The 26,424-nt window shown below is 72.9% G+C and carries 25 protein-coding genes; 14 read left to right on the forward strand and 11 right to left on the reverse strand.

What is annotated here, in order from left to right; translation table 11 throughout:
- Positions 1-211 precede the first annotated feature (211 nt).
- Positions 212-856: a TrmH family RNA methyltransferase gene (locus tag F4554_RS03850; RefSeq protein WP_202889646.1), complete on the forward strand. Its 645-nt coding sequence runs from the start codon at positions 212-214 to the stop codon at positions 854-856.
- Positions 857-862: 6 nt separating this feature from the next.
- On the opposite strand, the gene F4554_RS03855 is transcribed toward F4554_RS03850, so the two are convergent.
- Both F4554_RS03855 and F4554_RS03860 read right to left on the reverse strand, forming a co-directional pair.
- Entirely contained in the window at positions 863-1,603 is a 741-nt protein-coding gene (locus F4554_RS03855; RefSeq protein WP_179791283.1) for an HAD-IIA family hydrolase, read from the reverse strand.
- A 187-nt stretch (positions 1,604-1,790) separates the two neighbouring features.
- Positions 1,791-2,840, reverse strand: a complete 1,050-nt coding sequence (locus tag F4554_RS03860; protein ID WP_179786087.1) for a hypothetical protein — start codon at positions 2,838-2,840, stop codon at positions 1,791-1,793.
- 847 nt (positions 2,841-3,687) lie between these two features.
- On the opposite strand from F4554_RS03860, the gene F4554_RS03865 reads away from it, so the two are divergent.
- Positions 3,688-4,473 (forward strand): GAF and ANTAR domain-containing protein, encoded by a 786-nt coding sequence (locus tag F4554_RS03865; protein WP_179786088.1) that lies wholly within the window; start codon positions 3,688-3,690, stop codon positions 4,471-4,473.
- A gap of 53 nt (positions 4,474-4,526) precedes the next feature.
- Here the strand turns inward: F4554_RS03865 and F4554_RS03870 are convergent, their stop codons facing one another.
- The gene (locus F4554_RS03870) at positions 4,527-5,417 is read right to left on the reverse strand and encodes an rRNA adenine N-6-methyltransferase family protein (protein ID WP_179786089.1); all 891 of its coding nucleotides are present in this window, start codon (positions 5,415-5,417) and stop codon (positions 4,527-4,529) included.
- A 328-nt stretch (positions 5,418-5,745) separates the two neighbouring features.
- Entirely contained in the window at positions 5,746-6,789 is a 1,044-nt protein-coding gene (locus F4554_RS32895) for an SIS domain-containing protein (RefSeq protein WP_179786090.1), read from the reverse strand.
- 137 nt (positions 6,790-6,926) lie between these two features.
- Here F4554_RS32895 and F4554_RS03880 point away from each other — a divergent pair, with 137 nt between their 5' ends.
- The 3 genes from F4554_RS03880 (at position 6,927) to F4554_RS03890 (ending at position 9,791) form a co-directional block, all read left to right on the forward strand.
- Complete coding sequence (locus tag F4554_RS03880) at positions 6,927-7,694, forward strand: UTRA domain-containing protein (RefSeq protein ID WP_179786091.1); 768 nt, start codon at positions 6,927-6,929, stop codon at positions 7,692-7,694.
- A gap of 126 nt (positions 7,695-7,820) precedes the next feature.
- Complete coding sequence (fbaA, locus tag F4554_RS03885; RefSeq protein WP_179786092.1) at positions 7,821-8,846, forward strand: class II fructose-bisphosphate aldolase; 1,026 nt, start codon at positions 7,821-7,823, stop codon at positions 8,844-8,846.
- Positions 8,847-9,374: 528 nt separating this feature from the next.
- A complete protein-coding gene (locus F4554_RS03890; RefSeq protein ID WP_179786093.1) occupies positions 9,375-9,791 on the forward strand; it encodes a DUF3151 domain-containing protein in 417 nt (138 codons plus the stop codon).
- Between the two features lie 22 nt (positions 9,792-9,813).
- Here the strand turns inward: F4554_RS03890 and F4554_RS03895 are convergent, their stop codons facing one another.
- Positions 9,814-10,686 carry an aldo/keto reductase gene (locus F4554_RS03895; RefSeq protein ID WP_179786094.1) on the reverse strand — a complete coding sequence of 291 codons (873 nt, stop codon included), beginning with the start codon at positions 10,684-10,686 and terminating at the stop codon, positions 9,814-9,816.
- A 75-nt stretch (positions 10,687-10,761) separates the two neighbouring features.
- Positions 10,762-11,790, reverse strand: coding sequence for a diacylglycerol kinase family protein (locus tag F4554_RS03900; RefSeq protein ID WP_179786095.1), 1,029 nt, complete (start codon positions 11,788-11,790; stop codon positions 10,762-10,764).
- A gap of 238 nt (positions 11,791-12,028) precedes the next feature.
- Between F4554_RS03900 and F4554_RS03905 the strand changes: the two genes are divergently transcribed.
- From F4554_RS03905 to purD, 3 genes are read left to right on the forward strand one after another with little or no spacing between them, the layout of a single operon-like run.
- Complete coding sequence (locus F4554_RS03905; protein ID WP_179786096.1) at positions 12,029-13,312, forward strand: adenylosuccinate synthase; 1,284 nt, start codon at positions 12,029-12,031, stop codon at positions 13,310-13,312.
- A gap of 51 nt (positions 13,313-13,363) precedes the next feature.
- Positions 13,364-13,765, forward strand: coding sequence for a PIN domain-containing protein (locus F4554_RS03910; protein ID WP_179786097.1), 402 nt, complete (start codon positions 13,364-13,366; stop codon positions 13,763-13,765).
- A 29-nt stretch (positions 13,766-13,794) separates the two neighbouring features.
- A complete protein-coding gene (gene purD / locus F4554_RS03915) occupies positions 13,795-15,063 on the forward strand; it encodes a phosphoribosylamine--glycine ligase (RefSeq protein ID WP_179786098.1) in 1,269 nt (422 codons plus the stop codon).
- Positions 15,064-15,116: 53 nt separating this feature from the next.
- Here the strand turns inward: purD and F4554_RS03920 are convergent, their stop codons facing one another.
- Together F4554_RS03920 and F4554_RS03925 are read right to left on the reverse strand one after the other, a co-directional pair.
- The gene (locus tag F4554_RS03920; protein WP_179786099.1) at positions 15,117-15,401 is read right to left on the reverse strand and encodes a DUF1540 domain-containing protein; all 285 of its coding nucleotides are present in this window, start codon (positions 15,399-15,401) and stop codon (positions 15,117-15,119) included.
- Between the two features lie 229 nt (positions 15,402-15,630).
- Positions 15,631-16,422 carry an LLM class F420-dependent oxidoreductase gene (locus tag F4554_RS03925; RefSeq protein ID WP_179786100.1) on the reverse strand — a complete coding sequence of 264 codons (792 nt, stop codon included), beginning with the start codon at positions 16,420-16,422 and terminating at the stop codon, positions 15,631-15,633.
- Between the two features lie 180 nt (positions 16,423-16,602).
- Between F4554_RS03925 and purB the strand changes: the two genes are divergently transcribed.
- The 3 genes from purB (at position 16,603) to F4554_RS03940 (ending at position 19,738) form a co-directional block, all read left to right on the forward strand.
- Positions 16,603-18,033, forward strand: a complete 1,431-nt coding sequence (purB, locus tag F4554_RS03930; protein ID WP_179786101.1) for an adenylosuccinate lyase — start codon at positions 16,603-16,605, stop codon at positions 18,031-18,033.
- A 35-nt stretch (positions 18,034-18,068) separates the two neighbouring features.
- Positions 18,069-18,734: a glycine zipper family protein gene (locus F4554_RS03935; protein WP_179786102.1), complete on the forward strand. Its 666-nt coding sequence runs from the start codon at positions 18,069-18,071 to the stop codon at positions 18,732-18,734.
- A gap of 122 nt (positions 18,735-18,856) precedes the next feature.
- Entirely contained in the window at positions 18,857-19,738 is an 882-nt protein-coding gene (locus F4554_RS03940; protein ID WP_179786103.1) for an NAD(P)-dependent oxidoreductase, read from the forward strand.
- A gap of 103 nt (positions 19,739-19,841) precedes the next feature.
- Here the strand turns inward: F4554_RS03940 and F4554_RS03945 are convergent, their stop codons facing one another.
- Both F4554_RS03945 and F4554_RS03950 read right to left on the reverse strand, forming a co-directional pair.
- On the reverse strand, positions 19,842-20,900 hold the full coding sequence (locus F4554_RS03945) for an FAD-dependent monooxygenase (protein ID WP_179786104.1): 1,059 nt from the start codon (positions 20,898-20,900) through the stop codon (positions 19,842-19,844).
- A gap of 92 nt (positions 20,901-20,992) precedes the next feature.
- The gene (locus F4554_RS03950) at positions 20,993-21,418 is read right to left on the reverse strand and encodes a VOC family protein (RefSeq protein ID WP_179786105.1); all 426 of its coding nucleotides are present in this window, start codon (positions 21,416-21,418) and stop codon (positions 20,993-20,995) included.
- Between the two features lie 63 nt (positions 21,419-21,481).
- Between F4554_RS03950 and F4554_RS03955 the strand changes: the two genes are divergently transcribed.
- The 3 genes from F4554_RS03955 to F4554_RS03965 all read left to right on the forward strand — a co-directional run bounded on the left by F4554_RS03955 (position 21,482) and on the right by F4554_RS03965 (position 24,694).
- Complete coding sequence (locus tag F4554_RS03955; protein WP_179786106.1) at positions 21,482-22,939, forward strand: sulfatase family protein; 1,458 nt, start codon at positions 21,482-21,484, stop codon at positions 22,937-22,939.
- 69 nt (positions 22,940-23,008) lie between these two features.
- Positions 23,009-23,764: a metallophosphoesterase family protein gene (locus F4554_RS03960; RefSeq protein ID WP_179786107.1), complete on the forward strand. Its 756-nt coding sequence runs from the start codon at positions 23,009-23,011 to the stop codon at positions 23,762-23,764.
- Between the two features lie 69 nt (positions 23,765-23,833).
- The gene (locus F4554_RS03965) at positions 23,834-24,694 is read left to right on the forward strand and encodes a phosphoribosylaminoimidazolesuccinocarboxamide synthase (protein WP_179786108.1); all 861 of its coding nucleotides are present in this window, start codon (positions 23,834-23,836) and stop codon (positions 24,692-24,694) included.
- Positions 24,695-24,722: 28 nt separating this feature from the next.
- Here the strand turns inward: F4554_RS03965 and F4554_RS03970 are convergent, their stop codons facing one another.
- Complete coding sequence (locus tag F4554_RS03970) at positions 24,723-26,372, reverse strand: hypothetical protein (protein WP_179786109.1); 1,650 nt, start codon at positions 26,370-26,372, stop codon at positions 24,723-24,725.
- Positions 26,373-26,424 lie beyond the last annotated feature (52 nt).

Below are 26,424 nucleotides of genomic sequence, written 5' to 3' on the forward strand. Positions count from 1 at the left end.
GTCCGGCTCGGGTACGCGACGTCGGCATGGATGGGCGCGGGCGGGGAGTCGCCGAGGCGGGGGTCGCGGGCCGGAGTCCACGGCATCCGTCGAAGATGGTGCGGTGCGACTCCGTGACGATCCAGGGCGGCCCGGCCGCCGCGAAGAGCCCCTGCGCGAAGAGCCCCAGCACGAAGAGCCCCAGCACGACGAGGCCCGGCGCGACGAGCTTCTGCGCGAGGACGAGCCCGACCTGCCCGGCCCGCAGGTCGGCGTGGGCCCGTGGGTCGGGCCGTGGCCCGACGACCCGCGCTACGACCCCGAGCTGCTGCGGCACGGCGACCGGCGAAACGTGGTCGACCGTTACCGCTACTGGCGACGGGAGGCGGTGGTGGCCGACCTGGACCGGCACCGGCACGACTTCCACGTCGCGGTGGAGAACTGGCAGCACGACCTGAACATCGGCTCGGTGGTGCGTACCGCGAACGCGTTCCTCGCCCGCGAGGTCCACGTGGTGGGCCGGCGGCGCTGGAACCGCCGCGGCGCGATGGTGACCGACCGGTACCAGCACGTACGCCACCACCCCGACGTCGCGGCGCTGCTGGCATGGGCCGCGGAGCAGGACCTACCGCTGCTCGGGGTGGACAACCTGCCCGGTGCCGTCGCGCTGGAGACGTACGACCTGCCGCGGGCGTGCGTCCTGCTGTTCGGGCAGGAGGGTCCGGGCCTGTCCGAGGCCGCCCGGCAGGCGTGCACCGACGTACTCTCCATCGCGCAGTACGGCTCGACGCGTTCGGTCAACGCGGGTGCGGCCGCGGCGGTGGCGATGCACGCGTGGGTACGCCGGCACCGCTACGACCAGGACGCCGGCGCCTAGGGCGCGTCAGACCTCGTCCACCAGGTCGGCGACGGAGTCGACCACCAGCGACGGGCGGTAGGGGTAGCGCTCGACGTCCTCGCGCCGGGTCACCCCGGACAGCACCAGCACGGTGCGCAGCCCGGCCTCGATGCCGGAGATGACGTCGGTGTCCATCCGGTCGCCCACCATCGCGGTGGTCTCCGAGTGCGCCTCGATGCGGTTGAGGGCGCTGCGCATCATCAGCGGGTTCGGCTTGCCGACGAAGTACGGCTCGATGCCGGTCGCCTTGGTGATGAGCGCCGCTACCGCACCGGTCGCCGGCAGCGGGCCCTCCGGCGAGGGGCCTACCGTGTCGGGGTTGGTGGCCAGGAACCGCGCGCCGCGCTCGACCAGCCGGATGGCGGTGGTGATGGTGGAGAAGCTGTACGTGCGGGTCTCGCCGAGTACGACGTAGTCGGGGTTGCGGTCGGTGAGGACGTACCCCATGCCGTGCAGGGCGGTGATCAGCCCCGCCTCGCCGATCACGAAGGCACTGCCGCCGGGCGCCTGGTCGGCGAGGAAGGTCGCGGTCGCCAGCGCGGACGTCCAGATCAGGTCCTCGCTGACGTCCAGTCCCACCGACTGCAGCCGGGCGCTCAGGTCGCGCGCGGTGTAGATCGAGTTGTTGGTGAGGACGAGGAACCGTTTGCCCGACTCGCGCAGCCGGGCGACGAACTCCGGTGCACCGGGGACGGGATGGCCCTCGTGGACGAGCACGCCGTCCATGTCGGCGAGCCAGCACTCGACCGACCTGCGTTCGGACAACTCGCCACCTCCGGATCGGGGACCCCGCGCGCCTACCGTAGCCGGAGCGGACCGGCCCGGCGCGCGCCGAGGTCTGTCGATCACGACCCGCCTCCGGATGGCCGGCTCGCCGGCCGGCCCCGGCGCCTCGGCTCAGCGGCTCACCGGCTCAGCCCTGACCGCAGGTCCGGCAGGTGCCGCGCCGGCGCAGGTGGTACGCCAACGTGGCGGCGGCGAGCCCGGCACCCCACAGCGGCCACAGCAGTTCCGGGCCCATGGTCGCCCACCACTGGTGGCTGAACTCCGGACGCTGGATCAGCCGCCAGTACTCCAGCCCGGCCGAGGTGACGATGACCGACACCAGCGTCGCGGGCACGATCGCGACCTTCGGCGGCACGGTCCGGCCGGCCCGGAACCACACCCAGCGCGGGTAGGTCTCGCCCCAGTGCCGGACCAGCCCCAGGGTGAGGACCGCGCCGAGGATGCCGAGCGACCCCAGTGCGGCGCCCGCCGTCCACAGGCCGTCCTCCTTGCCCTGCCGGTAGAACTCCGCGTCGATGCCGAGCGGCACACCGAGCGCCCACGCCCACCGGGTCGCGGCGTAGAGGAGGGGGACCACCACGGCCAGGCCGACCGCCCAGCGTCCCCACCTCGCCGCCGCCGCGGGCGCGGTCCAGCGCGAGACTCTTCCGGGCGTACGGCCGCAGGCCAGGCAGACGGCGCGGTACCGACGGGCGGTCGCCAGCGCGAGACCTGCCCACGCCAGGCCGCCGAGCACGAACACCGCCTGGTGGGTGACCGTCCACAGCCCCGGGTCGCCGAGGTGCGGCATCGAGGAGCCGGTGACCAGGACGTAGAGGCCGACTCCCGCGAGGATCGGCGCGTACGCCACCAGCATCAGCACCCGCCGGTCCGGGACGACCACCAGCAGGGCCAGCGCGCTGAGCGCGGCGTATCCGGCGAACACCGGCGCGGCCGGGCCGATGGTCCGGCCGGCGGCGAGGGCGCGGGTGGCCACCAGGCCGAGCACCGCGCCGAGGATCCCGAACGCGGCGAGAGCGGGCGCGGCCACGGCGGCCGGTACCGAACCGAGGACGGACTCGAACGGCGCCGGATCCTGGCCGGCGCCGAAGGGGAAGCCGGGGCCGCCCGCGGTCCAGAAGAGACCGAGTACGGCGTAGAGCGCGGACCAGGCGGTGGCGGCGTACCCCAGCCTCACCGGCCACCGTGTGGGCGCGCTCGCCGGTGCCGGAGTCGATGCAGGAAGTGGTGCCGGAGTTGGTGCGGGTGTCGATGGGTGCGCCGGTGCGGGCGGTCGTCTGCTCATGTGTCCAGCCTCGCCACGCGGACGGGCCGCCACCTCTGCCGAACGGCCGACCGCGCGGGCCCGCCGGTGGCTCGGCGTCCCCCGATCGCCGTAGGCGGGACGCGGAACTTCACAGGCGTGCGGCCTCCCCGGGCCGGCCGGAGTGGTGGACGGGTGGCCGGACCCGGGGAGATCGGTGGGCGCCGGAGCGGATCCGCCTCCGAAATCCGCTCCGGCGCCGGGCCGGTGGAGGTCCCCCTCGCCACCGGCAGGAAGCACCAGTGCGGAACCTCGGCGGGCTCGCGGTCGCCCCCTCCTGCGACCGCGCGGCGCACCGGGCGTACGGCATGGTGCTCGGCGGGATGTCAGGTCGTCGCGGGCGGCGGTTCGAACCGGCGTCTCGCGACGGGCCCACGACGCTGTGAACGCTGCTCGCCGGCGATGCGCGGTGGCGCGTGGTCGGCTGGGGCATGCCTCCTCGACTTCGCGTCGAGCTTCCGGGTCGGAACCGCATCGGACGCCGCGAGCGAGAGGTGTGGCCGCTGCCAGGGACCCGGGCGGCAACCGCGATGGCCACCTGCGGCCAATCGCGAGATGACCATAGCGGTCCGGTAGCGGTGCCGGAACCCGGGGTTACCGGATTGTCGGACAAAAAGTGACCGTCTCGTTCCGGAACGTCATCAGGTATCCCGCAGTCCTCCCCTGCCAGTCGCCCGGTCCGGTGACGACAGGGCGGACGTGCAGGTCTAACCTTTGCTCGATGCGGACAGTGACCGAGCGGGAACTCATCGCGGCATTCGTTGCGCTCGCGGGGTCGCCGGACGACCACGGCGTCGACGATCAGCTCGGCTCGCTCGTTCGCGGGGCCACGTCGCTGCTGGACGTCGGCGCGGCCGGTGTCCTGCTCGCCGACGCCGACGGAATGCTGGGCGTCGCCGCCTCCTCCGACGACGTGGTCGCCCAGGTCGAGGCCGCCGCGCTGGCCGGGCCGGACGGTCCCGGTGTGGACTGCTACCGGACGCACGCCGCGGTCGGTACGCCCGACCTGGGCACCGCCCTGGACCGGTGGCCGCGGTTCGCGGCGCTGGCGCTCGGCGCCGGCTACACCGGTGCGTACGCCCTACCGCTGCGGGTGCCGGGCGAGGTGATCGGCGCCGTCATCCTGCACCGCGCCGCCCCCGCGAACGGGACTGCGACCGGGACCTGGCCCGGCGACGACGCGCTGGCGCTTGCCCAGGGGCTGGCCGACGTCGCCGCCGCCACCGTCGTCCGCCGTCGGGAGCTGCGGCACTCCGGCGTACTCGCCCAGCAGTTGCGGTCGGCGCTGGACAGCCGGGTGGTGATCGAGCAGGCCAAGGGCGTCCTCGCCGAACGCGGCGGGTTCGGGGTGGACGAGGCGTTCACCGTGCTGCGTGGGTACGCCAGACGCAACCGCATCCGGCTGGCCGACCTCGCCGACGGGATCGTCGACGGCGCGGTCGACACCCGCCCGCTGCTGGGCCGCGGCCATAACAGCCCGGCGACGGAGGCGCGCGGACGCAGGTGAGCCGACGGCGGCTCACCGCCGCAGTCGCGCCACCCGTCGGCAGCTCCGCCGTTTCACGGCCGCCTCCGGGACAGGTCGAGCGCGCACCGCGCGAGGTCGGCCCACCGGTCGACCGGGACCGTACCCGCGCGCACTCCCCGGTCCAGGCCCGCGTCACCGAGGATCCGGCGCGCCGTCGACCGGCCGGCCACCTCGGCGACCACGGCCCGCGCCGGCTGGTCCGGACACCGGAACGCCTCGGCCAGCATCGCGTACAGCACCCGCCGAACCCGCCGGCCGGCCTGCCCGGGACGGGGCCGGATCCGCAGGTGCGCGGAGTCCACCGCCGGCACGGGCTTGAACGCCGCCGCCCGGACCCGGCGGACGACCCGCAGTTCGTACGTCGCACCCCACCGGGCGGTCTCCAGGTCGCGAGGCACCGCACGGCAGACCCGCTGGGCGAAGCCCCACTCGACCACCAGGTCGGCGGCGGCCAGGTTGCTCGCGCCGCCGTTCGCGTCCGGCAACAGCCTGCGCAGCAGCCGGGTCGACAGGTCGTACGGAATGGACGCGACCACCTGGAACGGCCGCCGCGGAAACGGCACCGTCGCCAGGTCGCCCGCGACCACCCGGACGTTCGGATGGTCGCCGAACCTGCGCTCCAGCCGGGCGAGGAATCCGGGGTCGCGTTCGACGGCGAGGACCCGGGCGCCGGTGCGGGCGAGTGGAGCGGTGAGCGTTCCCGGGCCGGCGCCGAGGTCCAGGACCAGGGAGTTCGGTCCGAGGCAGGCGGACTCGACCAGGCCGCGCACCGCCGTACCGGACCGCAGGAGATGGATCCCGTGGTGGTTGACGGTGGACGGACGGTGGGCCGTGCGGGCGGAGGTACGGGTGGAAGTGCGGCGAGCGCCACGGCGAGCTTCACGGCGGGCAGGGGTGGACGAGCGGGGCGTACGGGCAGGCATGACGTCCTCGAGGTGCGGTCACGAATGGGAGCCGTGAGAAGGCCCCACCGAGAGCACTCGGGAGGTCGGAGACGCCTGGGGTCGGCCGGCAGACGCCGGGCCGGCGAGGAAACGCCGGGGTCAGCGCGGGGACACCTGGGTCAGACCGTCACCGAGGGGTCGGTGGGGCGGTCCAACCGCAGGCGGACGAAGAACGCGCACGCGCACATGGCCGCGACCCTAGTGCGGACATGCGACGGCCCGCGACCGAATATCCGGTCGCGGGCCGAGACGGAGTTCCAGGCGTTCGAGGCGTACTTGAGGAACGGGAGGAAGACGAGGCTGGGGCTCAGCCCGCGTCGGTCTGGGTGACCTTGGACAGTCCGCGCGGTGCGTCGGGGTCCAGGCCGAGCCGGCGGGCCAGGCTCTCCACCATGAGCTGACCGGGTACGACGGCGGCCAGCGGCGCCACCATCTCCGGCAGGTCCGGGCCCGGCACCGACAGCGCGCACGCGGCACCGAACGCCGCGTCGCCGCCGATCCCGATCGTGGTGGCGCCCCGGCGGCCCAGGTCGGTGGCGACCTCGGTGAGCCCGCCCACCACCGGGCCGTCCTTCGCGGCGACCACGATCGCGGCCACGTCTGCGTCGACGACCGCGATCGGGCCGTGCCGCAGGTCGGCGTACGACAGGCCGCGGACCGGACGCAGGCAGGTCTCCTCCAGCTTCAGCGCCACTTCCAGCGCGGTGCCGAACAGCAGTCCTCGCCCGGACACCAGCGTCTCCGCCGACTTCGCGAGCTGGGCCGCGGCGGCGTCCACGCCCTCCCGCCGCTCGACGAGTGCGGACATCTGCTCCGGCACCCGGGCCAGGTCGGCGTCCAGGGAGGTCGGATCGGGTGCGAGGGCGGTGGCCAGGACGGCCATCGCGGCGAGCTGGGTGGTGTAGGTCTTGGTGGCGGGTACGGCGTACTCGCGGCCGGCGTCGGTGGCGAGGGTCAGGTCGGCGCCCCGGGCCAGCGAGCTCTCGCCGTCGTTGGTCACCGCGACGGTCCGGGCACCGCGACCGGCCGCCCACTCCTGGGTCTCCACGATCTCCCGGGTCTCACCGGACTGCGACACGCACACGACCAGCGCGTCGGTGAGGTCGACCTCGGCGTGGTAGTGGGTGGCCACGCTCGGTGCGGCCAGTCCCGCCATCCGATGGGCGTGGGTCTCCACGAGGTAGCGCCCGTAGACACAGGCGTTGTCGGAGGAGCCGCGGGCGACGAACAGGATTTGGCGGGTGCCCTCGGCGAGGCGGTGGAGTTCGCCGCGCAGCGGACGGAGACCGTCCAGGGTCCGGGCAACCGCGTCCGGCTGCTCAGCGATCTCCCGGGCCATCTGGGTGGTCATGCGGCGACTCCGAAATCGTCAGCGAGGCTCGTGTGTGGGCGCACGCCGTCGTGGCACTATGCCTGCGACGAAGCTGCTCACGGTGTCGGAGCGACCCTAGAACGCCTGGTGGGCGGCCCGGACGGGAGGTGCCGACGGTGGACGAACGTCACCGGGTGGTCACCGACGGTCCGGTGCCCAAACACGCCCAGCTGCGGCGGATCCTCGAGTCGCTGATCGACGGCGAGCTCGGCCCGGACGCGCCGATCCCGTCCGAACGCGATCTGATGGCCGCACACCGGGTGTCCCGGATGACGGTGCGGGAGGCGATCGGCCAGCTGGTCGCCGAGGGCCGGCTCTACCGCGTGCGCGGCAAGGGCACGTTCGTCGCGGCGCCTCGGGTCGACTCCATGCTGGAGCTCACGTCGTTCACCGAGGACATGCGCCGCCGCGGCCACGAGCCGGCGACCGTGGTGCTGCGCTCGGTCGAGGCCGTTCCGCCGGCCCCGGTCCGCCGCGCGCTGGGGCTCACCGCGGCGCAGACCGCCTACCGCGTCGAACGCCTGCGGATCGCCGACGGCGTGCCGATGGCGCTGGAGGACGGGTGGTACGCCGCGGACCGGGCGCCCGGCCTGCTCGACCGTGACCTGTCGCAGTCGCTGTACGCCGTACTCTCCCGGTCCTACGGCGTGGTGATCGACGCGGCCAAGCAGACCCTGCGGTCGGAGGTCGCCGACGCGCAGACCGCCCGGATCCTCGGCGTCACCGTCGGCGCGCCGCTGCTGGCACTGGACCGCACCTCCACCGCCGGCGGCCGCCCGGTCGAACAGATCACCTCGTGGTACCGCGGCGACCGCTACCAGGTGCACATCGACCTCGCCCGGGCCAGCGACGCCGGCCGGGTGCCCTGGCAGCCGGCCCGCTGACGCGGGATGCGGGAGGCCCAGCCCAGCGGCCGCGACGCGCTGAGCCGGAGGGTGGCCTGCCCGGGCACGGTCGCCTCGGCGATACTTGGCGTGAGCAGGATCGACAGACCAGTTCGAGGAGCGCCCATGCCTGTTGCCACGCCTGAGGCCTACGCCGAGATGCTCGACCGCGCCAAGGAGGGCGCGTTCGCCTACCCGGCCATCAACGTCACCTCGTCGCAGACGCTGAACGCTGCGCTCCGGGGGTTCGCCGAGGCGGAGAGCGACGGCATCGTCCAGGTCTCCACCGGCGGCGCGGAGTTCCTGTCCGGCTCCACGGTGAAGAACATGGTCACCGGCGCGGCCGCGTTCGCCGCGTACGCCCGCGAGGTGGCCAAGGGCTACCCCGTCAACGTCGCCCTGCACACCGACCACTGCCCGAAGGACAAGCTGGACAAGTTCGTCCGGCCGCTGCTGGAGCTGTCGGCGGAGCGGGTGAAGCGCGGTGAGGAGCCGCTGTTCCAGTCGCACATGTGGGACGGCTCGGCGGTGCCACTGGAGGAGAACCTCCAGATCGCCAAGGACCTGCTGGCCAAGGCGGCCGCGGCCCGGATCATCCTCGAGATCGAGGTCGGAGTGGTCGGTGGTGAGGAGGACGGCATCGTCGGCGCGATCGACGACAAGCTCTACACCACCGTCGGTGACGGTCTGCGCACCGTCGAGGAGCTCGGCCTGGGCGAGCACGGCCGCTACATCACCGCGCTGACGTTCGGCAACGTGCACGGCGTCTACAAGCCGGGCAACGTCAAGTTGCGCCCGGAGATCCTGAAGGAGATCCAGGAGGCGGTCGGGGCGAAGTACGGCAAGGAGAAGCCGTTCGACCTGGTCTTCCACGGCGGCTCCGGCTCGCTGCTGGAGGAGATCCGCTCCGCGCTCGACTTCGGCGTGGTGAAGATGAACATCGACACCGACACTCAGTACGCCTACACCCGCGGCGTGGTCGACCACATGTTCCGCAACTACGAGGGCGTGCTGAAGATCGACGGCGAGGTCGGTGACAAGAAGGCCTACGACCCGCGTGCGTACGGCAAGGCCGCCGAGGCGACGATGGCCAAGCGGGTCGTCGAGGCCTGCGAGAACCTCCGCTCGACCGGTACGACGCTCGGGAAGTGACGTCGCCGGGCCGGTCCTTCGCGGGCACGGCCGGCCGGCAGGTGTGCGGGGCCCGACCGGGCTGGTGACAGCCGACGGCCCGCGATTCGTTCGAACCAAGGAGCCAGGACGGTGATCACCGTCCTGGCTCCTTCGCGTTCAGGGGACGGGGTGAAGAGCGAAGGCGTACGCGTCGTGGCGGCCGGTGGATCCGGCTTGTGACGGCCTTTGTGGCCCGCATTGTCATCGTCTTGTCACCGTCGGGTGCAACGTTTACCGTTCGATTTGATCAACGTTTACCGACGGCGTTGCCCGACGGCCGTATCCGGCCACGATTACCGGGAACTCTCCCCGGTTGGAGTATTGCGCGCGTTTCGGGACGTCCGCGAAACTTAATGGACAGCGGCGACGCTTCGGACGACCTGGTAATCCCGGGCCTACGAGGGGCGTCGCCGCGACCATGTCCGGCCCAGGTCCCGCGCATGTTCTCTGCGACCGGGTGCCCGATCCGCCTCGGGCGCGCACCCACGCAGGCGGCAGGATGGGCATATGAGCATGAACCTGCTGGGCGAGCCGCCCGCCACCGAACTCCCGGAGGACACCGCCGCGCGCGCCGCCCTGGACGAGGGTGCCGACGCCGCCGACGTCGCCCGCGCCCACCCGACGTACTCCCTCGCCTGGGCGATGCTGGCCGAACGCGCGCTCGCCGAGGGGCGCGACCTGGACGCCTACGCGTACGCCCGGGTCGGCTACCACCGCGGCCTGGACTCGCTGCGGCGAAGCGGGTGGCGCGGCCACGGTCCGGTGCCGTGGGAGCACGGACCGAACCGCGGCTTCCTTCGCGCCCTCGGCGCGTTGGCCAAGGCGGCGGGTTCGATCGGCGAGGCGGACGAGGCCGAGCGTTGCTCGACGTTCCTGGCCGAGTCGAGCGCCACCGCCGCCAAGGAACTCGGCCTCGCCGGCTGACCCGCCTGCTGATCAGCCTGGCTCAGGAGACGCCGACGGCCTCGTCGAGCGCGGCCTGCTCGTCCGCGGTGAGCGTCAGGTCGGCCGCCGCCGCGGAGTCGCGGGCGGTCTCCGGCCGGCTCGAACCCGGGATCGGGATCACCACCGGAGAGGTGGCCAGCATCCACGCCAGGCAGACCCGCTGCGGGCTGACGTCGTGCTCCCTGGCCACCTTCTCGAACGCCGCGAACTTGCTGCCGAGCTCGGCCGCGCCGCTGATCCCGCCGAGCGGGCTCCACGGCAGGAACGCGATGCCGAGCTCGTCGCACAGGTCCAGCTCGGGCCGGCTGCTGACGAACGCGGGGGAGTACTGGTTCTGCACCGAGGCCAGCCGGCCGCCGAGGACCTCCTGGGCCTGCCGGATCTGGTCCGGGTCGGCGTTGGAGATCCCGGCCATCCGGATCTTGCCGGCGTCCAGCAGGTCGCGGATCGCGCCAACGGACTCCGCGTACGGCACCTTCGGGTCCGGCCGGTGGAACTGGTAGAGCCCGATCGCGTCCACGCCGAGCCGGCGCAGGGACGCCTCGCAGGCCTCCCGGAGGTGTTCGGGTGAGCCGTCCAACGTCCAGGAGCCGTCGCCGGGACGCAGGGCGCCGCCCTTGGTGGCGACCAGGACGTCGGAAGCGTCGCTGCCGTACGACTTCAGTGCCTTCGCGATCAGCGACTCGTTGTGACCCACCTCGTCGGCGTGGAGGTGGTAGGCGTCGGCGGTGTCGATCAGGGTGACGCCCGCGTCCAGGGCGGCGTGGATGGTGGCGAGGCGGCGGGCCTCGTCGGGGCGGCCCTCGATGGACATCGGCATTCCGCCGAGACCGATGGCGCTGACCTGGACGTCGCCGAGTTGCCGCAGTTGCATGAGTGACCTTCCGCTGTCTGGGGTTGGCTGTCGGGTGAGCGGCGCGCGGGGTGGAACGGACCGGGCGGACCGTCGTCAGCTGCCGGCCGGGACGATCACCCGCAGACGCTGGGGCACGACGTTCCAGGTGCACCGGCGTTCGGCGCCGCTGTCCTGTCCGTCGGAGTTGAGCCAGAAGCGCTGTCCCGCCACGCTCACCCGGCGCGCCCGCACCGTCACCGTGTCGCCGTCGCTGTCGTGGCCCAGCTTCAGCGCCCGGCGGGCCCGGGCGAGCGGATCCACCGCGAAGTTGACCACCACGTCCACGTACCCGTCGGCGAGTTCGGCATCCGCAGCCGACCGGTCCGGGTCCGGCCTGCCGTCCGCTCCGGAAGCGCCGTCGGCCGCTCCGTCCGGTGACGTGAAGGATGACGTGAAGGATGACGTGGAGTTGGTGACGGCCACCTGGAGCACGGGCCGGTCGAAGTCGGTGACCACCTGGTCGTCGGCCTCGATCCGGACGTGGAACGGCCGGGCGCGCGGATGGTCCGCGTCGTGCAGGGCGTGCAGCGCGGCCAGCACGGGGATGCCCGCCAGGCCCGCGCCGTCGGAGCCGCCCGCGCCGTCGCCGCTGTGGATGTCGGCCTCTCCGCCCGCGGACCGCATCGGCCAGATCCTCGGCCGGTGCGGCCGTCCGCTGACGCCGAGGTGGACGTTGCTCACCACGATGTCGCCGCGGCAGTCCTCCAGCAGGTCGAACCGGCGTTCCACGCCGTGGAGCACGACGTCGGCGGCTCGTGCCGGGTCGCCGGGAATGCCCGCCGACCGCGCGAAGTCCGATTCCGGACCGTCCGGGAGGATCGCGAGGACCGCGTTGTCGAGTTCGTTGCGCTTGTGCAGGGCGCCGACCACGGTGTGCAGGTGGCTGTCACCGCCGGCCACCACGATCTTGCGGCCGCCGCGACGATGCAGGGCGCCGTCGAGGTCACCCGGCATGGAAACCCTGCACACATGGACATCCGCCTGCTTGCGCAGCGCGCCGATGGCCTCGCTGATCGCGTCGGGGATCCCCTGGCCGCCCGAGCCGTCACCGTCTGGGTTGGTCACCACGAGCAGGGACTCCACGTCCGGCACCCTACCGTTACTGCCTCTTGGAGGCTGTCCTGCCGATCTCGACCCGGGTCCACGAGGAGGTCCCCGGGTCACCGGTGTCGCCCGGCGGCCCTACTGGCCGGGCCTCGTCCGAGCTTCGACTACCCTTTCCCGCGCAAGGGCCGTGATCTGCGATTCTGCGTCCCCGCACGGCGATGTTCAAGACCCGCAGCGTCCGCAGCCCAAGTACCGCCACCGGAAGGACCACCTGATGCCCGCGATCGTGCTTGTCGGCGCCCAGTGGGGTGACGAGGGCAAGGGGAAGGTCACCGACCTGCTCGGCGGTTCGGTCGACTACTGCGTGCGTTACCAGGGCGGCAACAACGCCGGCCACACCGTGGTCGTCGACGGCGAGTCCTACGCCGTCCACCTGCTGCCCTCCGGTGTGATCACGCCCGACTGCGTGCCGATGATCGGCAACGGCGTCGTCGTCGACCCGGCCGTGCTGCTGGACGAGATCGCCATGCTGGAGTCGCGCGGCGTGAGCTGCGACCGGCTGCTGATCTCGGCCAACGCCCACCTCATCGCGCCGTACCACGCGACGGTCGACAAGGTGACCGAACGCTTCCTCGGCAAGAACCAGATCGGCACCACCGGCCGGGGCATCGGACCGACGTACGCCGACAAGGTCAACCGGGTCGGCGTACGCGTGCAGGACCTCTTCGACCCGAACATCCTCCGCCAGAAGGTGGAGGGTGCGCTGGAGCAGAAGAACCACCTGCTGGTGAAGGTCTACAACCGCCGCGCCATCACGGTGGACGAGATCGTGGACGGGTTCCTGCGGTACGCCGAGGCGCTGCGGCCCAAGGTGACCGACACCTCGGCGGTGCTCAACAAGGCGCTGGACGAGGACAAGGTCGTGCTGCTGGAGGGCGCGCAGGCGACGATGCTGGACGTCGACCACGGCACCTATCCGTTCGTCACCTCGTCCAACCCGACGGCGGGCGGGGCGTGCATCGGCGCCGGTGTCGGCCCGACCCGGATCGACCGGGTGGTCGGCGTGCTCAAGGCTTACACGACGCGGGTGGGTGCGGGGCCGTTCCCGACCGAACTGCGCGACGCCGACGGCGAGCACCTGCGCAAGGTGGGCGGGGAGTACGGCGTCACCACCGGCCGGCCCCGCCGCTGCGGCTGGTTCGACGCGGTGATCGCGCGTTACTCGACCCGGATCAACGGCTTCACCGACTACTTCATCACCAAGCTGGACGTGCTGTCCGGCTTCGAGCGGGTGCCGGTGTGTGTGGCCTACGACGTGGACGGGGTACGTCACGACGAGATGCCGATGACGCAGACCGACTTCCACCACGCCCGGCCGATCTTCGAGTACCTCGACGGCTGGTGGGAGGACATCTCCGGTTGCCGGAACTTCGACGACCTGCCGAAGGCGGCGCAGGCGTACGTCCGCCGGCTGGAGGAGCTGATCGGCGCCCCGGTCTCCGGCGTCGGTGTCGGGCCCGGCCGGGACGAGGTCATCTCGCTCCGCCCGCTGGTCTGAGCCGACGCCCGAGCAGACGCCCGAGCAGGAGCCCGAGGGAGGAGCCGGCCGATGAGCGCCGACCTGCCCCCGCTGGTGGTGGTGGACGCCGCCAACGTGATGGGTTCGGTGCCGGACGGCTGGTGGCGGGATCGCTCCGGTGCGGCCGGACGGGTCCGGGACGCGCTGAGTCACGTCGCCGCGGCCGGGTTGCCCGGTGTGGTCGACCCGCCCGCGGAGGTGGTCCTGGTCACCGAGGGCGCCGCGCGGGACGTGCCGGGTACGCCGACGGTTCGGGTCGTTCCGGCACGCGGATCCGGCGACGACGCGATCGTGGACCTGGTGCGCTCGGCCGGACCCGGCCCCCGGCGGGTCGTGGTGGTGACCGCCGACCGGGAGTTGCGTACTCGCGTTCGCGCGCTCGGCGCCGAAGTGGTCGGGCCGCGCACCGTCTACCCGCCCGGCCACGGCTGACCGGGCGGGCCTGCCCTAGGGTCGTGACCATGGACGTACTCCTCGTCGGATCCGGTGGCCGCGAGCACGCGCTCGCTCTCGCTCTGTCGCACGATCCGGAGGTGTCGGCGCTGCACGTGGCGCCCGGTAACGTCGGCATGGAGTCGCTTGCCCACACCCATCCGCTGGACCTCGCCGACAACGCCGCGATCGCCGATCTCGCGGCCAGGCTGGGGGTCGACCTGGTGGTGGTCGGGCCGGAGGCGCCGTTGGTGGCCGGCGCCGCCGACGCGGTACGCGAGCGCGGGATCGCCTGCTTCGGACCGTCCGCCGCGGCCGCCCGGATCGAGGGGTCGAAGGCGTTCGCCAAGGAGGTGATGGCCGCCGCCGGTGTGCCCACCTCGATGGCGCACGTGTGCGAGAAGCCCGAGGAGGTGGCCGCGGCGCTGGACGCGTTCGGTGCGCCGTACGTCGTGAAGGACGACGGGCTCGCGGCCGGCAAGGGCGTCGTGGTCACCGAGGACCGGGCCGCGGCGCTCGCGCACGCGGCCGCATGTGAACGCGTGGTGGTCGAGGAGTACCTCGCCGGTCCGGAGGTGTCGCTGTTCGGCATCTGCGACGGGACCACGGTCGTACCCCTGCTGCCCGCGCAGGACTTCAAGCGCGCCGGCGAGGGCGACGCCGGACCCAACACCGGTGGCATGGGCGCGTACTCCCCGCTGGACTGGACGCCGCCCGGATTCGTCGACGACGTGGTGGCGCGCGTGCTGCAACCCACGGTCGACGAGTTGCGGCGCCGGGGCACACCGTTCGTCGGCGTCCTCTTTGCCGGGCTCGCGCTCACCGCGCGCGGCATCCGGGTGATCGAGTTCAACTGCCGGTTCGGTGACCCGGAGACCCAGGTCGTACTGCCGCTGCTGAAGTCACCGCTCGGCCGGCTGCTGTACGCCGCGGCGACCGGCGGTCTCGCCGGCGCCGAGCCACCCCGCTGGCACGACGGCGCGGCGGTCACGGTGGTGGTCTCGTCCGCCGGATACCCCGAGAGCGCCCGCCGCGGCGACCCGATCGAGGGCGCTGAGGAGGCCGACCGGCTGGAGGGTGTCGACGTGATCCACGCGGGGACGGCGCGGGACGCCGACGGCCGGCTGGTCACCGCCGGCGGGCGGGTGCTCGCGGTGACGGCGTACGGATCCGACCTGAGACTGGCGCGGGACCGGGTCTACGACGCGGTCGCCCGGATCTCGATCGAGGGTGCCCACCACCGCAGTGACATCGCCGCCAAGGCCGCGCTGGGCGAAATCGTCGTACCCACGTCGTGACGGCGGGCGCCGGCCGCCTCGGCTGAGGCGGCCGGGGGGTGCCGGGACAGACCCTACGAGCGCTGGTACGTCATGCACTCCGCGGAGTCCTGCAGGCGGCCGACGCTGATGCCCGGCGCCTGGCACTCCAGGTCGACGTTGTGCGTGCAGTCGTCCATCTTGCAGGCGCCGACCTGACCGGCGGGCATCGGCACTCCGCCCTTGCGGGGAATCCCGAAGAAGGTGTCGCAGGCGGCCATCTGCGCGTCCCCGATCGTGATGGCCAGCGCGTGGCAGGCCTGGTCGCGGTTGTAGGCGCAGGATTCGGCCGCACAGTTGTGCACGACGGGCATGTCCATGGTGGCCCCCGGTTCCGGTCGTCTTCCGGTCGTCAGCCGGTCGGCGCGGTAGGTCCGCGTCGTTCATCGTTCACTTCCGGCGTACCCGCACCACGCTACGGATGCACCACCCACCGGCACCGGGATTGGCGTGTTCGCGGAATTACCCATCACACAAGTGGCCGCATGCGAAGCGGTCCCGACGCCCGGCCGGGCGTCGGGACCGTTCGTCGAACCGTCCTGGCTGTGCTCAGCCCGCGGTGAGTTGCTTGTTGTGGTCGTCGCGCCAGTCGATCCAGTCGCGGACCTCGGCGAGGTCGTAGTCCGGGCCGGACACCCCGACCGTGAACTGCGTGATCCCCGCGGCCACCATGCCCTCGGCCACCTGGTCGGGGGAGCCGCTGACCCCGGCGGAACGCTCGATCGCGGCCGGGTCGCGGCCGACCTCGCCGCACCAGCGGTCCAGCACGTCGCGCTTGTGGCTGAGCGTCTCGGCGTCGCCGAAGCCGTGCCAGATCGAGGCGTACTCGGCGGTGTAGCGGAGCGTCTTCTTCTCCCCGCCGCCACCGATCAGGATCGGGATGTCGCGGGTCGGCTTGGGGTTGAGCTTCGCCCACCGCGCGGTGATGCGGGGGAGTGCGGCGGACAGTTCGTTCAGCCGGCTGCCGGCGGTGCCGAACTCGTAGCCGTACTCGTTGTAGTCACGCTCGAACCAGCCTGCGCCGATGCCGAGGATCAGCCGGCCGTCGCTGATGTGGTCCACGGTGCGGGCCATGTCGGCGAGCAACTCGGGGTTGCGGTAGCTGTTGCAGGTGACGAGGGCACCGATCTCGACCCGGGAGGTCGCCTCGGCCCACGCGCCGAGCATGGTCCAGCACTCGAAGTGCAGGCCGTCCGGCTCCCCGGACAGCGGGAAGAAGTGGTCCCAGTTGTAAACGACGTCGACCCCGGCCTCCTCGGCGGCCGCGACCGCACGCCGGATCTGGGCGTAGTCGGCGTGCTGCGGTTGGATCTGAACGGCGACACGTGCGGGTGTAGTCATGGCGGCCAGCGTATTCTGCCCGGCCGGCACTCACCTGTCGGCGTCCACCGCGCGCATTCGCCACACCGTACGCCCCGGTTCGGGCGGATTTCCACGCTCGCCGGGCGCACCCCGGCCGCGCCCCGGCCGCGCCCCGGCACCGGGAGACCACCGGCGGACGACCCGGGAGACAATGGGTGCGTGCCGCAGCCTGTGATCCCCGACATCCTCGCCGCCCGCTACGCCTCCGCCCCGCTGGCCCACCTGTGGTCGCCGGCGCACAAGATCGTTCTCGAACGCCGCCTGTGGCTGGCCGTGCTCCGGGCCCAGCAGGAGCTGGGCGTCGAGGTGCCCGACGGTGTTGTCGAGGCGTACGAACGTGTCATCGACCAGGTGGACCTCGACTCCATCCGGGAGCGGGAGAAGGTGACCCGCCACGACGTGAAGGCCCGGATCGAGGAGTTCTGCGCCCTTGCCGGGCAGGAGCACATCCACAAGGGCATGACCAGCCGCGACCTCACCGAGAACGTCGAGCAACTGCAGGTGCGCGCCTCGCTGGAGCTGGTGCGCGACCGGGTGGTGGCAACGGTCGTACGCCTCGCCGACCGGGCCGCCGAATACTCCGCACTGGTGATGGCCGGCCGCAGCCACAACGTCGCGGCGCAGGCCACCACCCTCGGCAAGCGGTTCGCCTCCGCGGCCGACGAGCTGCTGGTCGCGCTGGAACGCCTGGAGGACCTGCTCGCCCGCTACCCCCTGCGGGGCATCAAGGGGCCGGTCGGCACCGCGCAGGACCAGCTGGACCTGCTCGACGGGGACGCCGATCGGCTGGCCGCCCTCGAACGCAAGGTCAGCAAGCACCTCGGCTTCGAACGCGTACTCACCAGCGTGGGCCAGGTCTACCCGAGGTCGCTGGACTTCGACGTGCTGTCCGCGCTGGTCCAGGCCTCCGCGGCGCCGTCCAGCTTCGCCACCACGGTCCGGCTGATGGCCGGGAACGAGCTGGTCACCGAGGGCTTCCAACCCGGCCAGGTGGGCTCGTCGGCGATGCCGCACAAGATGAACACCCGCTCGTGTGAACGCGTGAACGGCCTGGCCGTGGTGCTGCGCGGCTACCTGTCGATGGTCGGCGAACTCGCCGGTGACCAGTGGAACGAGGGCGACGTGTCCTGCTCGGTGGTCCGCCGGGTCGCCCTGCCGGACGCGTTCTTCGCCGCGGACGGGTTGTTCCAGACGTTCCTCACCGTGATCGCCGACTTCGGAGCGTTCCCCGCCGTCGTGCAGCGCGAACTCGACCGCTACCTGCCGTTCCTCGCCACCACCAAGATCCTGATGGCGGCGGTGCGCCGTGGTGTCGGCCGGGAGACCGCGCACGAGGTGATCAAGGAGCACGCCGTCGGGGTGGCACTGGAGATGCGGGAGAAGGGTGTCGACCGCAACGACCTGTTCGACCGGCTCGCCGACGACGGCCGGCTCGGCCTGTCCCGGGTCGAGCTGGACGCCCTGGTCGACGACCCGCTGACGTTCACCGGTGCGGCGTCGGCACAGGTGGCCGAGGTCGTACGCCGGGCGCAGGAGGTGGCCGAGCGGTATCCGGAGGCGGCGGCGTACACGCCCGAGGCGATCCTCTAGGACGTGACCCCTGCGCGGGGGAGGGGCGCCCGGTGATGAGGCGATGGACCGAGATCTGCGCCGGCGTGGTCGCGGCCGTGGTGCCGGCCGGCGTCGCCAGCGCGCTCGGCGCTCTCGCGGGCGGCGGCTCCGGACTGGTCGCGGGACTGGCGATCGGTGGCGTACCCGGCGCGGTGTTCGGCTGGGCGGTCGCGGCGTTCGTGCCGTACGACCTCGCTTGCGTCCGGGGGATCGCGCGGTACGCCGTCGACCTCACCTGGAGCCTGCCGAACACCTGGCTCGGTGCGGTCCTGCTCACCGGCAACCTGCTCGCCGGCAACCACGTGGTCGGCGGCCTGAGCCGGCACGGCGGCACCGTCCACCTCGCCAGGGGAACGCTGCCGGCGATGGGCGGCGTGAGGTACGTGACCACGGTCGGCACCGTGGTCGCCGGCATCTCCGCTCCCGCCGTCTCGCCGGCCGCCCGGGCGCTGCTCGCGCACGAACGCGGCCACGTCCTGCAGGCCCGGCTGCTCGGCCCGGCGTACGTGCCGTTGGTGCTGGTCAACTACGCGGTGTGGGCGGTCCTGCCGCTCTGGTGGATCTGGCACGACCACGCGGCGTACCCCATCCGCTCCGTCTCGGCGTACTTCCAGCACGGGGTGTATCCGCACGTCTGGAACGAGGAGTGGTGCTACCGGGCGTACGGACCGAGGCGGTGACTCTGCCGGTCACCCAGACGGTGACTCAGCCGGTGACGCCGTTCACCTGCTGATCCGCGGTCAGGGCGGCCGCGCTCGGGTAGGACCTAGCGGACCCGCGAACCCGACAGCTTGGAGCACCGATGCCCGACACGAACCTCCCGAAGGTGGCCTTCCTCGGACTGGGCCGGATGGGCGCGCCGATGGCCCGGCACGTGCTGACCGCCGGGTACGACCTGGCGGTGTGGAACCGCACCCGCGACAAGGCCGAGCCGTTCGGCCGCGACGGCGCGCAGGTCGCCGACACTCCGGCGCTGGCGGCAGCCGGTCGGCAGGTCGTCGTGCTCATGCTGGCCACCCCCGATGCCGTACGCGACGTGCTGTTCGACCCCGACGCCGGCGTGGTGACCACCGCCGAGCCCGGCACGCTGGTGATCGACTCGAGCACGATCGGACCGACCGCCTCCCGCGAGGTCGCGGCCCGGCTGGCCGAGCACGACCTGCGCTACCTCGACGCGCCGGTCTACGGCTCGGTCGCCCCGGCCACCGAGGGGACGCTGCGGGTGTTCGCCGGTGGTGACGCCGCGGACTTCGAGCGGGCCCGGCCGCTGCTGGGACTGTGGGGCGACCCGGACAAGGTGGATCTGGTCGGCCCGGTCGGCACCGGCAGCGCCGCGAAACTGGTCGTCAACCTCACCCTGGGCACCTCGATCGCCGCCATCGGGGAGGCGCTGCGGCTGGGCCGGGAGCTGAACCTCGAACAGTCCCTGGTCGACTCCCTGATCGAGGCCAGCCCACTCGGCGCGGCGTTCCCGCCGATCAAGGCCATCATGGAGAGCGGTAAAGCCCAGCCGGCGAACTTCGAGCTCAGCCTGCTGCGCAAGGACCTCGACCTGTGCCTGGCCGAGGCCGACGACCTCGCCCTGACCGGCGCGGCCCGGGAGGCATGCCAGCGGGCGATCGGCGCCGGGCACGCCTCCGACGACGCCCGGGCACTCGCGGTGCTGATGGCCGGCCTGCTCTGAGGCGCGGTCAGCCCGCTGGCTGCTCGCCTCGCTCCACCGGATTCTTCCGCGGAAGAATCACCGGTGGCGGTCCGGCCGGCCGTGGGTCAGCCATGCCCGCACCTCAGGTCGAGTCAGGGGTCGAGCCATGTCCCCTGGCCAGCTGTGCGCTGGCGGCCACCGTCTCCTCGGTCTGCTGCCGGCGGAGCGCGGTGTACGCGGTGAAGGCGACGGCGGGGTCCGGATGCTCGCGCAGCGCCGCGGCCAGTGCGACGGCGTCCTCCAGCGCCATCGAAGCTCCCTGGGCCGCCGCCGGTGACGCGGCGTGCGCGGCGTCGCCGACCAGCACCATCCGGTCGTCGTGCCAGTGCGGCGTGGTGGGGATGTCGTACGAGTCGCCGCCCACGACAGCTGCACCGGTCGCCTGGATGATCGCCGCGGCGGGGGTGGTGTCGTCACGCACCGCCGCGAGGGCCAGGTCGCGCGACTGTTCGGCGGTGGTCCCGCCGGGTCGGCGTTCGCCGGTGACGCGGGCGAACCACCACGTACGCCCGTCCCCGGGTGCGGTGAAGCCGAAGAACGCGCGGGAGCCGAACACCATGTGGTACGCGTCGGAGGCGCTGCCGGCCGGATTGCCGTCGGCGTACCCGTACACGACGTGCTGGCCGGTGTAGCGCGGAGTCGGCGCCTGCGGGTCGATGAGGTGCCGCGTACGGGAGTGGATGCCGTCGGCGCCGACCAGGAGGTCCCCCTCGGCGCGGCCGCCGTCCGCGAAGCGCACCTCGACCCCGCCACCGCCGTCGGCCCGGCGGGCGTCGACCATGCGTTTCCCGTGGACGACCCGGACGCCGCGGGCCGCCGCGAAGTCCTGCAGGACGCGGTACAGCGTGGCCCGGCGGAGCGTACGTGCCGGGCCCTCGATCGCTCGGTGCCGCAGGTGCCGGCCCTCGGCGTCGAACAGCTCCACCGCTCCGGCGGGGTAGGACGCGTCGACCACGCACCGGTCGGCGCCGATCACCTCGAGGGCGGCCATGCCGTTGGCCATCACGGTCAGGAACGCGCCGGCATCGTCACCACCGGACGGGTGCGCCTCGTACACCACCGCCGGGATGCCTGCCTGGTGCAGCGCGAGCGCGGTGGCGCAGCCGGCGACACCTCCGCCGACGACGAGAACCTTCGTCATGAGTTCGACTCCCCCTGTCGAGTGTTCGGACAAGCCGTGCCGCGGCCAGGTTCTGCCTCCGGGATCTGTCCCCGGGTCTGGCTCCTGAAGCCCTAGCCGACGGCGACGAGTTCCACCTCGAAGCCCTGGCCGTCCTCGAGGTAGCCCGCGTAGTGCTCGGGGCCGCCCGCGTGGGGGTGCCGGTCGGCGAACATCAGGTCCCACCCGTGTCCGGGCGCGGCGGCCACCAGCCGGTCGACCTCGGCGCGGTCGCGGACGTGGAACGCCAGATGGTTCAGGCCCGGGCGGCGGCGGTCGTGCGGACCGGGCCGCAGGGCGGGCGACTGCTCGGCGACGAGATAGGTCGGGCCGAGCCGCCAGCTGATCCCGGCCGGCCAGTCCTGGAAGACGGTCCATCCGAGCTCACCCAGCAGCCAGCCCAGGCTCTCCTTGGTGGCGGCCAGGTCGGCGACCCAGAGTTCGACGTGGTGGAGCTGTCCAGACTGGTCGGGCTGTTCGGGCTGTCCAGGTGCGGTCACCGGACCGACGCTATCGCCGTTCCCGGTGGGTGATCGCCCGACGTCGGCGGGAGGATTGCGGCCATGGCCTCAGCTTCCTCCGCTTCTCCGGCTTCCTCACCTGCGAGCTCTCGGCGCCCGAACGTCGTGCTCATCGTCTCCGACGACCACGGGTACGCCGACCGCGGCGCACTCGGCATCGACCCACAGGTGCGTACTCCCGCACTGGACCGGCTGGCGGCAACGGGTGTCACCTGCTCCCAGGCGTACGTCACGGCGCCGATCTGCAGCCCGTCGCGCGCCGGGCTGATCGGCGGCCAGTACCAGCAGCGGTGGGGCGCACGGTGGTTCGACACCAGCGCGTTTCCCGACCACCTGCCCTCGCTGGCCGAACGCTTCGCCGACCTCGGCTACGCCACCGGCTACCTGGGCAAGGTGCACTACGGCAAGGAGGGACGCGGTGACCGGGCCTGTCCGCCGCACCACGGGTTCGCCGAGAGCTGGTACGGCCTGGCCGGGCAGCAGATGGGCCGGCTCAACTACCTGCACCACTCCCGGGCGGCGGTGGAGCGGTACGGGCCGGAGGCGTCGTGGCGGATGGCGGTGCAACCGATGCTCGACGGCGACGAGGAGTCCGACCTCGAGGGCTTCCTGACCGACGAGATCGGCGCCCGGGCACGCGACTTCGTGGCCCGGCACGAGGACGAGCCCTTCTTCTTGATGATGGCGTTCAACGCGGTGCACAACTTCTGCTTCCAGCTACCGGAGGAGGAGCTTGTCAAGCGCGGGTTGGCGAAGGTCGACGACTGGGACCCGTCGGTGTCGGAATACGTCGACTGGTACGACGGCGCGATCTGGCCCGACCTGCCCGACGGACGGGCGTACTACCTCGCCCAGCTCGAACTCATGGACGCCCAGATCGGCCGGCTGCTGGACGAGCTGGAAAGCCGCGGCCTGGCCGAGGACACGATCGTCGTCTACACGACCGACAACGGTGGCTCCACCTGCAACTTCGGTGTCAACGCGCCCTTGCGCGGCACGAAGTACACGTTGTGGGAGGGCGGGATCCGGGTGCCGTTCCTGGTCCGCTGGCCGGCTGGTGACGTCGGTGACGCCGGTGACGCCGGTGGAGCGCCGGACGCGCGGTCGACCGACCGGCTGGTGAGCACGCTGGACCTCTATCCCACGTTGCTGTCCGCCGCGGGCGCCGACCCCACGGCGTGGGAGCACAGCGACGGTGTCGACCAACTGCCCGCGCTGCGAGGCGAGCCGGACGCGCCCGGGCACGACGCGCTGCACTGGGACTGCGGTTTCCAGTGGGCGGTGCGGTTCGGTGACTGGAAGCTCCGGCACGCCGACGACGGCCGGCACGCGCAGGCGCTGCTGCGGACCGAGCACGCCGAGGTCGGCGTCGGCGACCGGCTCACCCACCTGGGCGCGGACATGGGTGAGGAACGCGACCTCGCCGCCGAGCATCCCGAACTGGTCGCCGAACTCACCGCACGGCACCGGGCCTGGCAGGCGGAGGTCGGCATCGGCTAGGGCAGGCCCCGTTCAGCCGGCAGCGAAGAGTGCTGGCCCGCGCCGGACGTACGGACCAGACTTCGGCGCATGTCGTCGCGAACCGTCGCCGTCCTGTCCGACATCCACGGTGTGCTGCCTGCCCTGGAGGCGGTGCTGGCCGAGCCGGACGTCGCCGCCGCCGACCGGATCGTGCTCACCGGCGACCTCGCCGCAGGGCCGCAGCCGGTGGAGACACTCGACACGCTGGCAGCCCTCGGCGACCGCGCGGTGTGGGTACGCGGCAACGCCGACCGCGAGCTGGTGGAGTACGCCGCCACCGGAACGATGGCCACCGACGATCCGGTGGCCCTTTGGGCGGCCGGGCAGCTGCGCAAGGACCAGTTGACACTGCTCGCGCAGCTGCCCACGTCGGTGGTGCTGGAGATCGACTGTCTCGGGCCGACGGTGTTCTGCCACGCGACGCCGCGCGACGACGAGGAGGTCGTCGTGGTCGACTCCCGGCTGGACCGGTGGAGCGAGGTGCTGGCTGGTCTCGACCCCGCCGTACGCACGGTGGTCTGCGGGCACACCCACATGCCGTACGCCCGCCTCGCGCACCGCCGGCTGGTCGTCAACCCCGGCAGTGTGGGCATGCCCTACGGCGGGGCGGGCGCGCACTGGGCGCTGCTCGGTCCGGGCGTGAGCCTGCGCGTGACCGGCTTCGACGTGGACGCCGCGTGCGAGCGGGTGGCCAGCGAGTCCGGTTTCCCCGACGCGGCCGAGTGGGCCGACTACTACCTGCGCTCCCGGGCCTCCGACGCGGACGCGCTCGCGGTGATGGCTCCCCGCGACGGCCGCCCCTGACCACACCCGGCCTGATCGCCGGGCCCGGCCCAGCCGCCCGCGCCGGGCCGGCTCTGGGAGGATCGGGCCATGAGCGAGCCCGCACCGCCGCCCGGCCTCACCCACGTCTACTCAGGCAAGGTCCGCGACATCTACACCGACGGCGACGACCTGATCCTGGTCGCCTCGGACCGGATCTCGGTCTACGACGTCGTACTCCCCACTCCGATCCCCGACAAGGGGCGGATCCTCACCGCCCTGTCGCTGTGGTGGTTCGAACGACTGGCCGACCTCGCCCCCAACCACGTCCTGTCCAGCACCGACGTCCCGGCGGAGTTCGCCGGCCGGGCGATCCGGTGCCGGCGGCTTTCCATGGTGCCGGTGGAGTGCATCGCGCGCGGTTACCTCGCGGGCTCCGGCCTGGTGGAGTACGCCGACCGCGGCACCGTGTGCGGGGTGCCGCTCCCGCCGGGGCTGGTCGACGGCTCCAGGCTGCCCGAGCCGATCTTCACCCCCACCACCAAGGAGGCGGTGGGCACCCACGACCAGCCGATGACGTACGACGAGGTCGCCGGGAAGGTCGGTGCGGACACCGCGGGCGACCTGCGCGAGCTCACCGTCGGGATCTACCGGCGGGGTGCGCAGATCGCCGCCGAGCAGGGCATCGTCATCGCCGACACGAAGGTCGAGTTCGGTTTCGCGCCGGACGGCACGCTGACGATCGCGGACGAGTTGCTGACACCGGACTCGTCGAGGTTCTGGCCGGCCGACTCCTGGGAGCCGGGCCACCCGCAGTTCGCCTACGACAAGCAGTTCGTCCGCGACTGGGCGACCTCCACCGGCTGGAACAAGCAGGCTCCCGCGCCCGAGGTGCCCGCGGACGTCGTGGCCGTGACCCGGCAGCGCTACGTCGAGGCGTACGAACGCCTCACCGGCGAACGCTGGTCCTGAGCGCTGTCCTGAAGGACCCGCCCGCGGGTCAGGTCTGCGACGGCGGCGGTGTCGTCGGGGTCGATCCTGGCGCCGGCGGCGGCGTCGGGTCAGTGGTCGGCGGCGGCGACGGATCCGGGGTCGGCGGCGGAGGCTCCGGTGCCGGCGGCGGAGCGGGCGGCGAGGGCTCGGAGGTCGGCGGTGGCGAGGAGTGGCCGGGCGGCGGAGGCTCCGGCGTGCTCGTGCGGGTCCGGGTGGGTTGCGGGTTGGGCGCCGGCGGAACCGGCGCCGGCGTCGCCGTTCGGCGCGGCGTGGGAGCGGGTGCCGTGGGCAGCGGTCCGTCCGTCACAGTCGGTTTCGTCCGCTGGGTCGCCGGGCGATCGATGACGGCGTCCGACCGCGCCGCCGGCCGGGCGGCTTCGGCCGTCACAGCGGCCGTCGGCGGCACCGCCGGAAGCACGACACCCGTCTCCGGCGCCCTGGGGGAGTCCTGCACGAAGCCCATCCAGTCGTCCTCCGGTGGCCCCTCGGCCGCGGTGTCCCCGGCCCGGCTGCCGGGCACCCGGGCGCGGTCGGCGTCGGTGACGGGAGTGGTGCTGCCGATCATCGCCACGGTTCCCCAGGCCAGCGTGGCCACCGAGGCTGCGGCCAGCGCACCCATGGCGGCGATGCCGGCGGTCCGGCCGCGGAGGACCCCACGGCCGGCCCAGAGTTGCCGGCCGGACGAGGCGAGGCGTTCGGTCCAGGACGGTGTCGCCTGCTGCGGGCCGTGCGGACGGGTGGCCGGGCCGACGAGCACGAACGCGGGTGCCCCAGTCCGCCGCAGTGCGGCGAGGTAGCCCGGCGCGTGTGGTCCGAGGACCAGTCCGGCCAGCCGCTCCGGCAGGGCCGCGTCGGCCGCGACCAGCCGCTGGTGCAGGTCGGTGCAGGTCGGGCAGGTGGTCAGGTGGTCGGTGACCAGCCCCGCCTCCTCGTCGTACAGCCCGTCGAAGGTGTGCCGGCCCAGCGCCTCCAGGATCTCCCGGCACTGTGCGGGGGTGTCCTCGAGCTCGTCGAGCAGGCGGCGTACGTAGACGCGCCGGAACGCCGCCTCGGCGCGGTAGCCCGCGACGGCCGCCTCCGCGGCTTTGGTGCCGAGGACGACGGCGAGACGTTCGGGGTGGTCGTGCTCGACGGCGCTGTGCCACAGGACGGTGAGGACGGACTCCGGCAGGTACGCCAGTGCTGTGTAAGCGGGGTCAGCCGGGCCAGCGGGGCCGGCCGGGTCCTGTTCTGAGCCGGAGCGGCGCAGGCCGTTGCCCGCCTCCAGCGTCGTGGAGGTGGAGACCCGCAGCACCGCCCGCAGGAAGAACGGCCGGAACGCCGCACGCGGCCCGGTGCCGGCGTGGACGGTGGCGAGTACCTGGTCACCGGCCGCCCGCAGCCGGTCCTCGGCTGTCGGAACGGCGTCGTCGGCCAGAGCGTCGCCGGGCAGAGCGTCGCCGGCCAGGGCTTCGCGAGGCAGGGAGGCGAGGAGGAGCCGGGCGGCGGGTTCGTGCCGCCGGATGAGTTCGGCGTAGGCGTCGACGTCACCGGAACGCGTGGCCGTGAGCAGAACGGCGTCCGGGCGGGGCCCCGGTGGGTCCGGCGGCAGCTCCGCCAGCAGGGTGCGCAGGCGGTCGTGACCGACGTGCCGGCCGGCCAGGTGCGACTGCGTCACCCAACGACCAGGTAGAAGTGGGTGACTCTGCATGATCACGCGGTGCTGTGGT

The organism is Actinopolymorpha rutila, from assembly GCF_013407855.1.
GTDB classification, from domain to species: Bacteria; Actinomycetota; Actinomycetes; order Propionibacteriales; family Actinopolymorphaceae; genus Actinopolymorpha; species Actinopolymorpha rutila.

What these genes read in the sequence shown, in the direction of transcription:
- F4554_RS03940 (WP_179786103.1), top strand. Translation starts at nt 18,857, where the DNA reads ATGCCCGACACGAACCTCCCGAAGGTGGCCTTCCTCGGACTGGGCCGG.
- F4554_RS03895 (WP_179786094.1), bottom strand. Translation starts at nt 10,686, where the DNA reads ATGCAACTGCGGCAACTCGGCGACGTCCAGGTCAGCGCCATCGGTCTC.
- purD (WP_179786098.1), top strand. Translation starts at nt 13,795, where the DNA reads ATGGACGTACTCCTCGTCGGATCCGGTGGCCGCGAGCACGCGCTCGCT.
- F4554_RS03925 (WP_179786100.1), bottom strand. Translation starts at nt 16,422, where the DNA reads ATGACTACACCCGCACGTGTCGCCGTTCAGATCCAACCGCAGCACGCC.
- F4554_RS03865 (WP_179786088.1), top strand. Translation starts at nt 3,688, where the DNA reads ATGCGGACAGTGACCGAGCGGGAACTCATCGCGGCATTCGTTGCGCTC.
- F4554_RS03965 (WP_179786108.1), top strand. Translation starts at nt 23,834, where the DNA reads ATGAGCGAGCCCGCACCGCCGCCCGGCCTCACCCACGTCTACTCAGGC.
- F4554_RS03945 (WP_179786104.1), bottom strand. Translation starts at nt 20,900, where the DNA reads ATGACGAAGGTTCTCGTCGTCGGCGGAGGTGTCGCCGGCTGCGCCACC.
- F4554_RS03905 (WP_179786096.1), top strand. Translation starts at nt 12,029, where the DNA reads ATGCCCGCGATCGTGCTTGTCGGCGCCCAGTGGGGTGACGAGGGCAAG.
- F4554_RS32895 (WP_179786090.1), bottom strand. Translation starts at nt 6,789, where the DNA reads ATGACCACCCAGATGGCCCGGGAGATCGCTGAGCAGCCGGACGCGGTT.
- F4554_RS03855 (WP_179791283.1), bottom strand. Translation starts at nt 1,603, where the DNA reads ATGGACGGCGTGCTCGTCCACGAGGGCCATCCCGTCCCCGGTGCACCG.
- F4554_RS03955 (WP_179786106.1), top strand. Translation starts at nt 21,482, where the DNA reads ATGGCCTCAGCTTCCTCCGCTTCTCCGGCTTCCTCACCTGCGAGCTCT.
- fbaA (WP_179786092.1), top strand. Translation starts at nt 7,821, where the DNA reads ATGCCTGTTGCCACGCCTGAGGCCTACGCCGAGATGCTCGACCGCGCC.
- F4554_RS03960 (WP_179786107.1), top strand. Translation starts at nt 23,009, where the DNA reads ATGTCGTCGCGAACCGTCGCCGTCCTGTCCGACATCCACGGTGTGCTG.
- F4554_RS03935 (WP_179786102.1), top strand. Translation starts at nt 18,069, where the DNA reads ATGAGGCGATGGACCGAGATCTGCGCCGGCGTGGTCGCGGCCGTGGTG.
- F4554_RS03910 (WP_179786097.1), top strand. Translation starts at nt 13,364, where the DNA reads ATGAGCGCCGACCTGCCCCCGCTGGTGGTGGTGGACGCCGCCAACGTG.
- F4554_RS03870 (WP_179786089.1), bottom strand. Translation starts at nt 5,417, where the DNA reads ATGCCTGCCCGTACGCCCCGCTCGTCCACCCCTGCCCGCCGTGAAGCT.
- F4554_RS03920 (WP_179786099.1), bottom strand. Translation starts at nt 15,401, where the DNA reads ATGGACATGCCCGTCGTGCACAACTGTGCGGCCGAATCCTGCGCCTAC.
- F4554_RS03890 (WP_179786093.1), top strand. Translation starts at nt 9,375, where the DNA reads ATGAGCATGAACCTGCTGGGCGAGCCGCCCGCCACCGAACTCCCGGAG.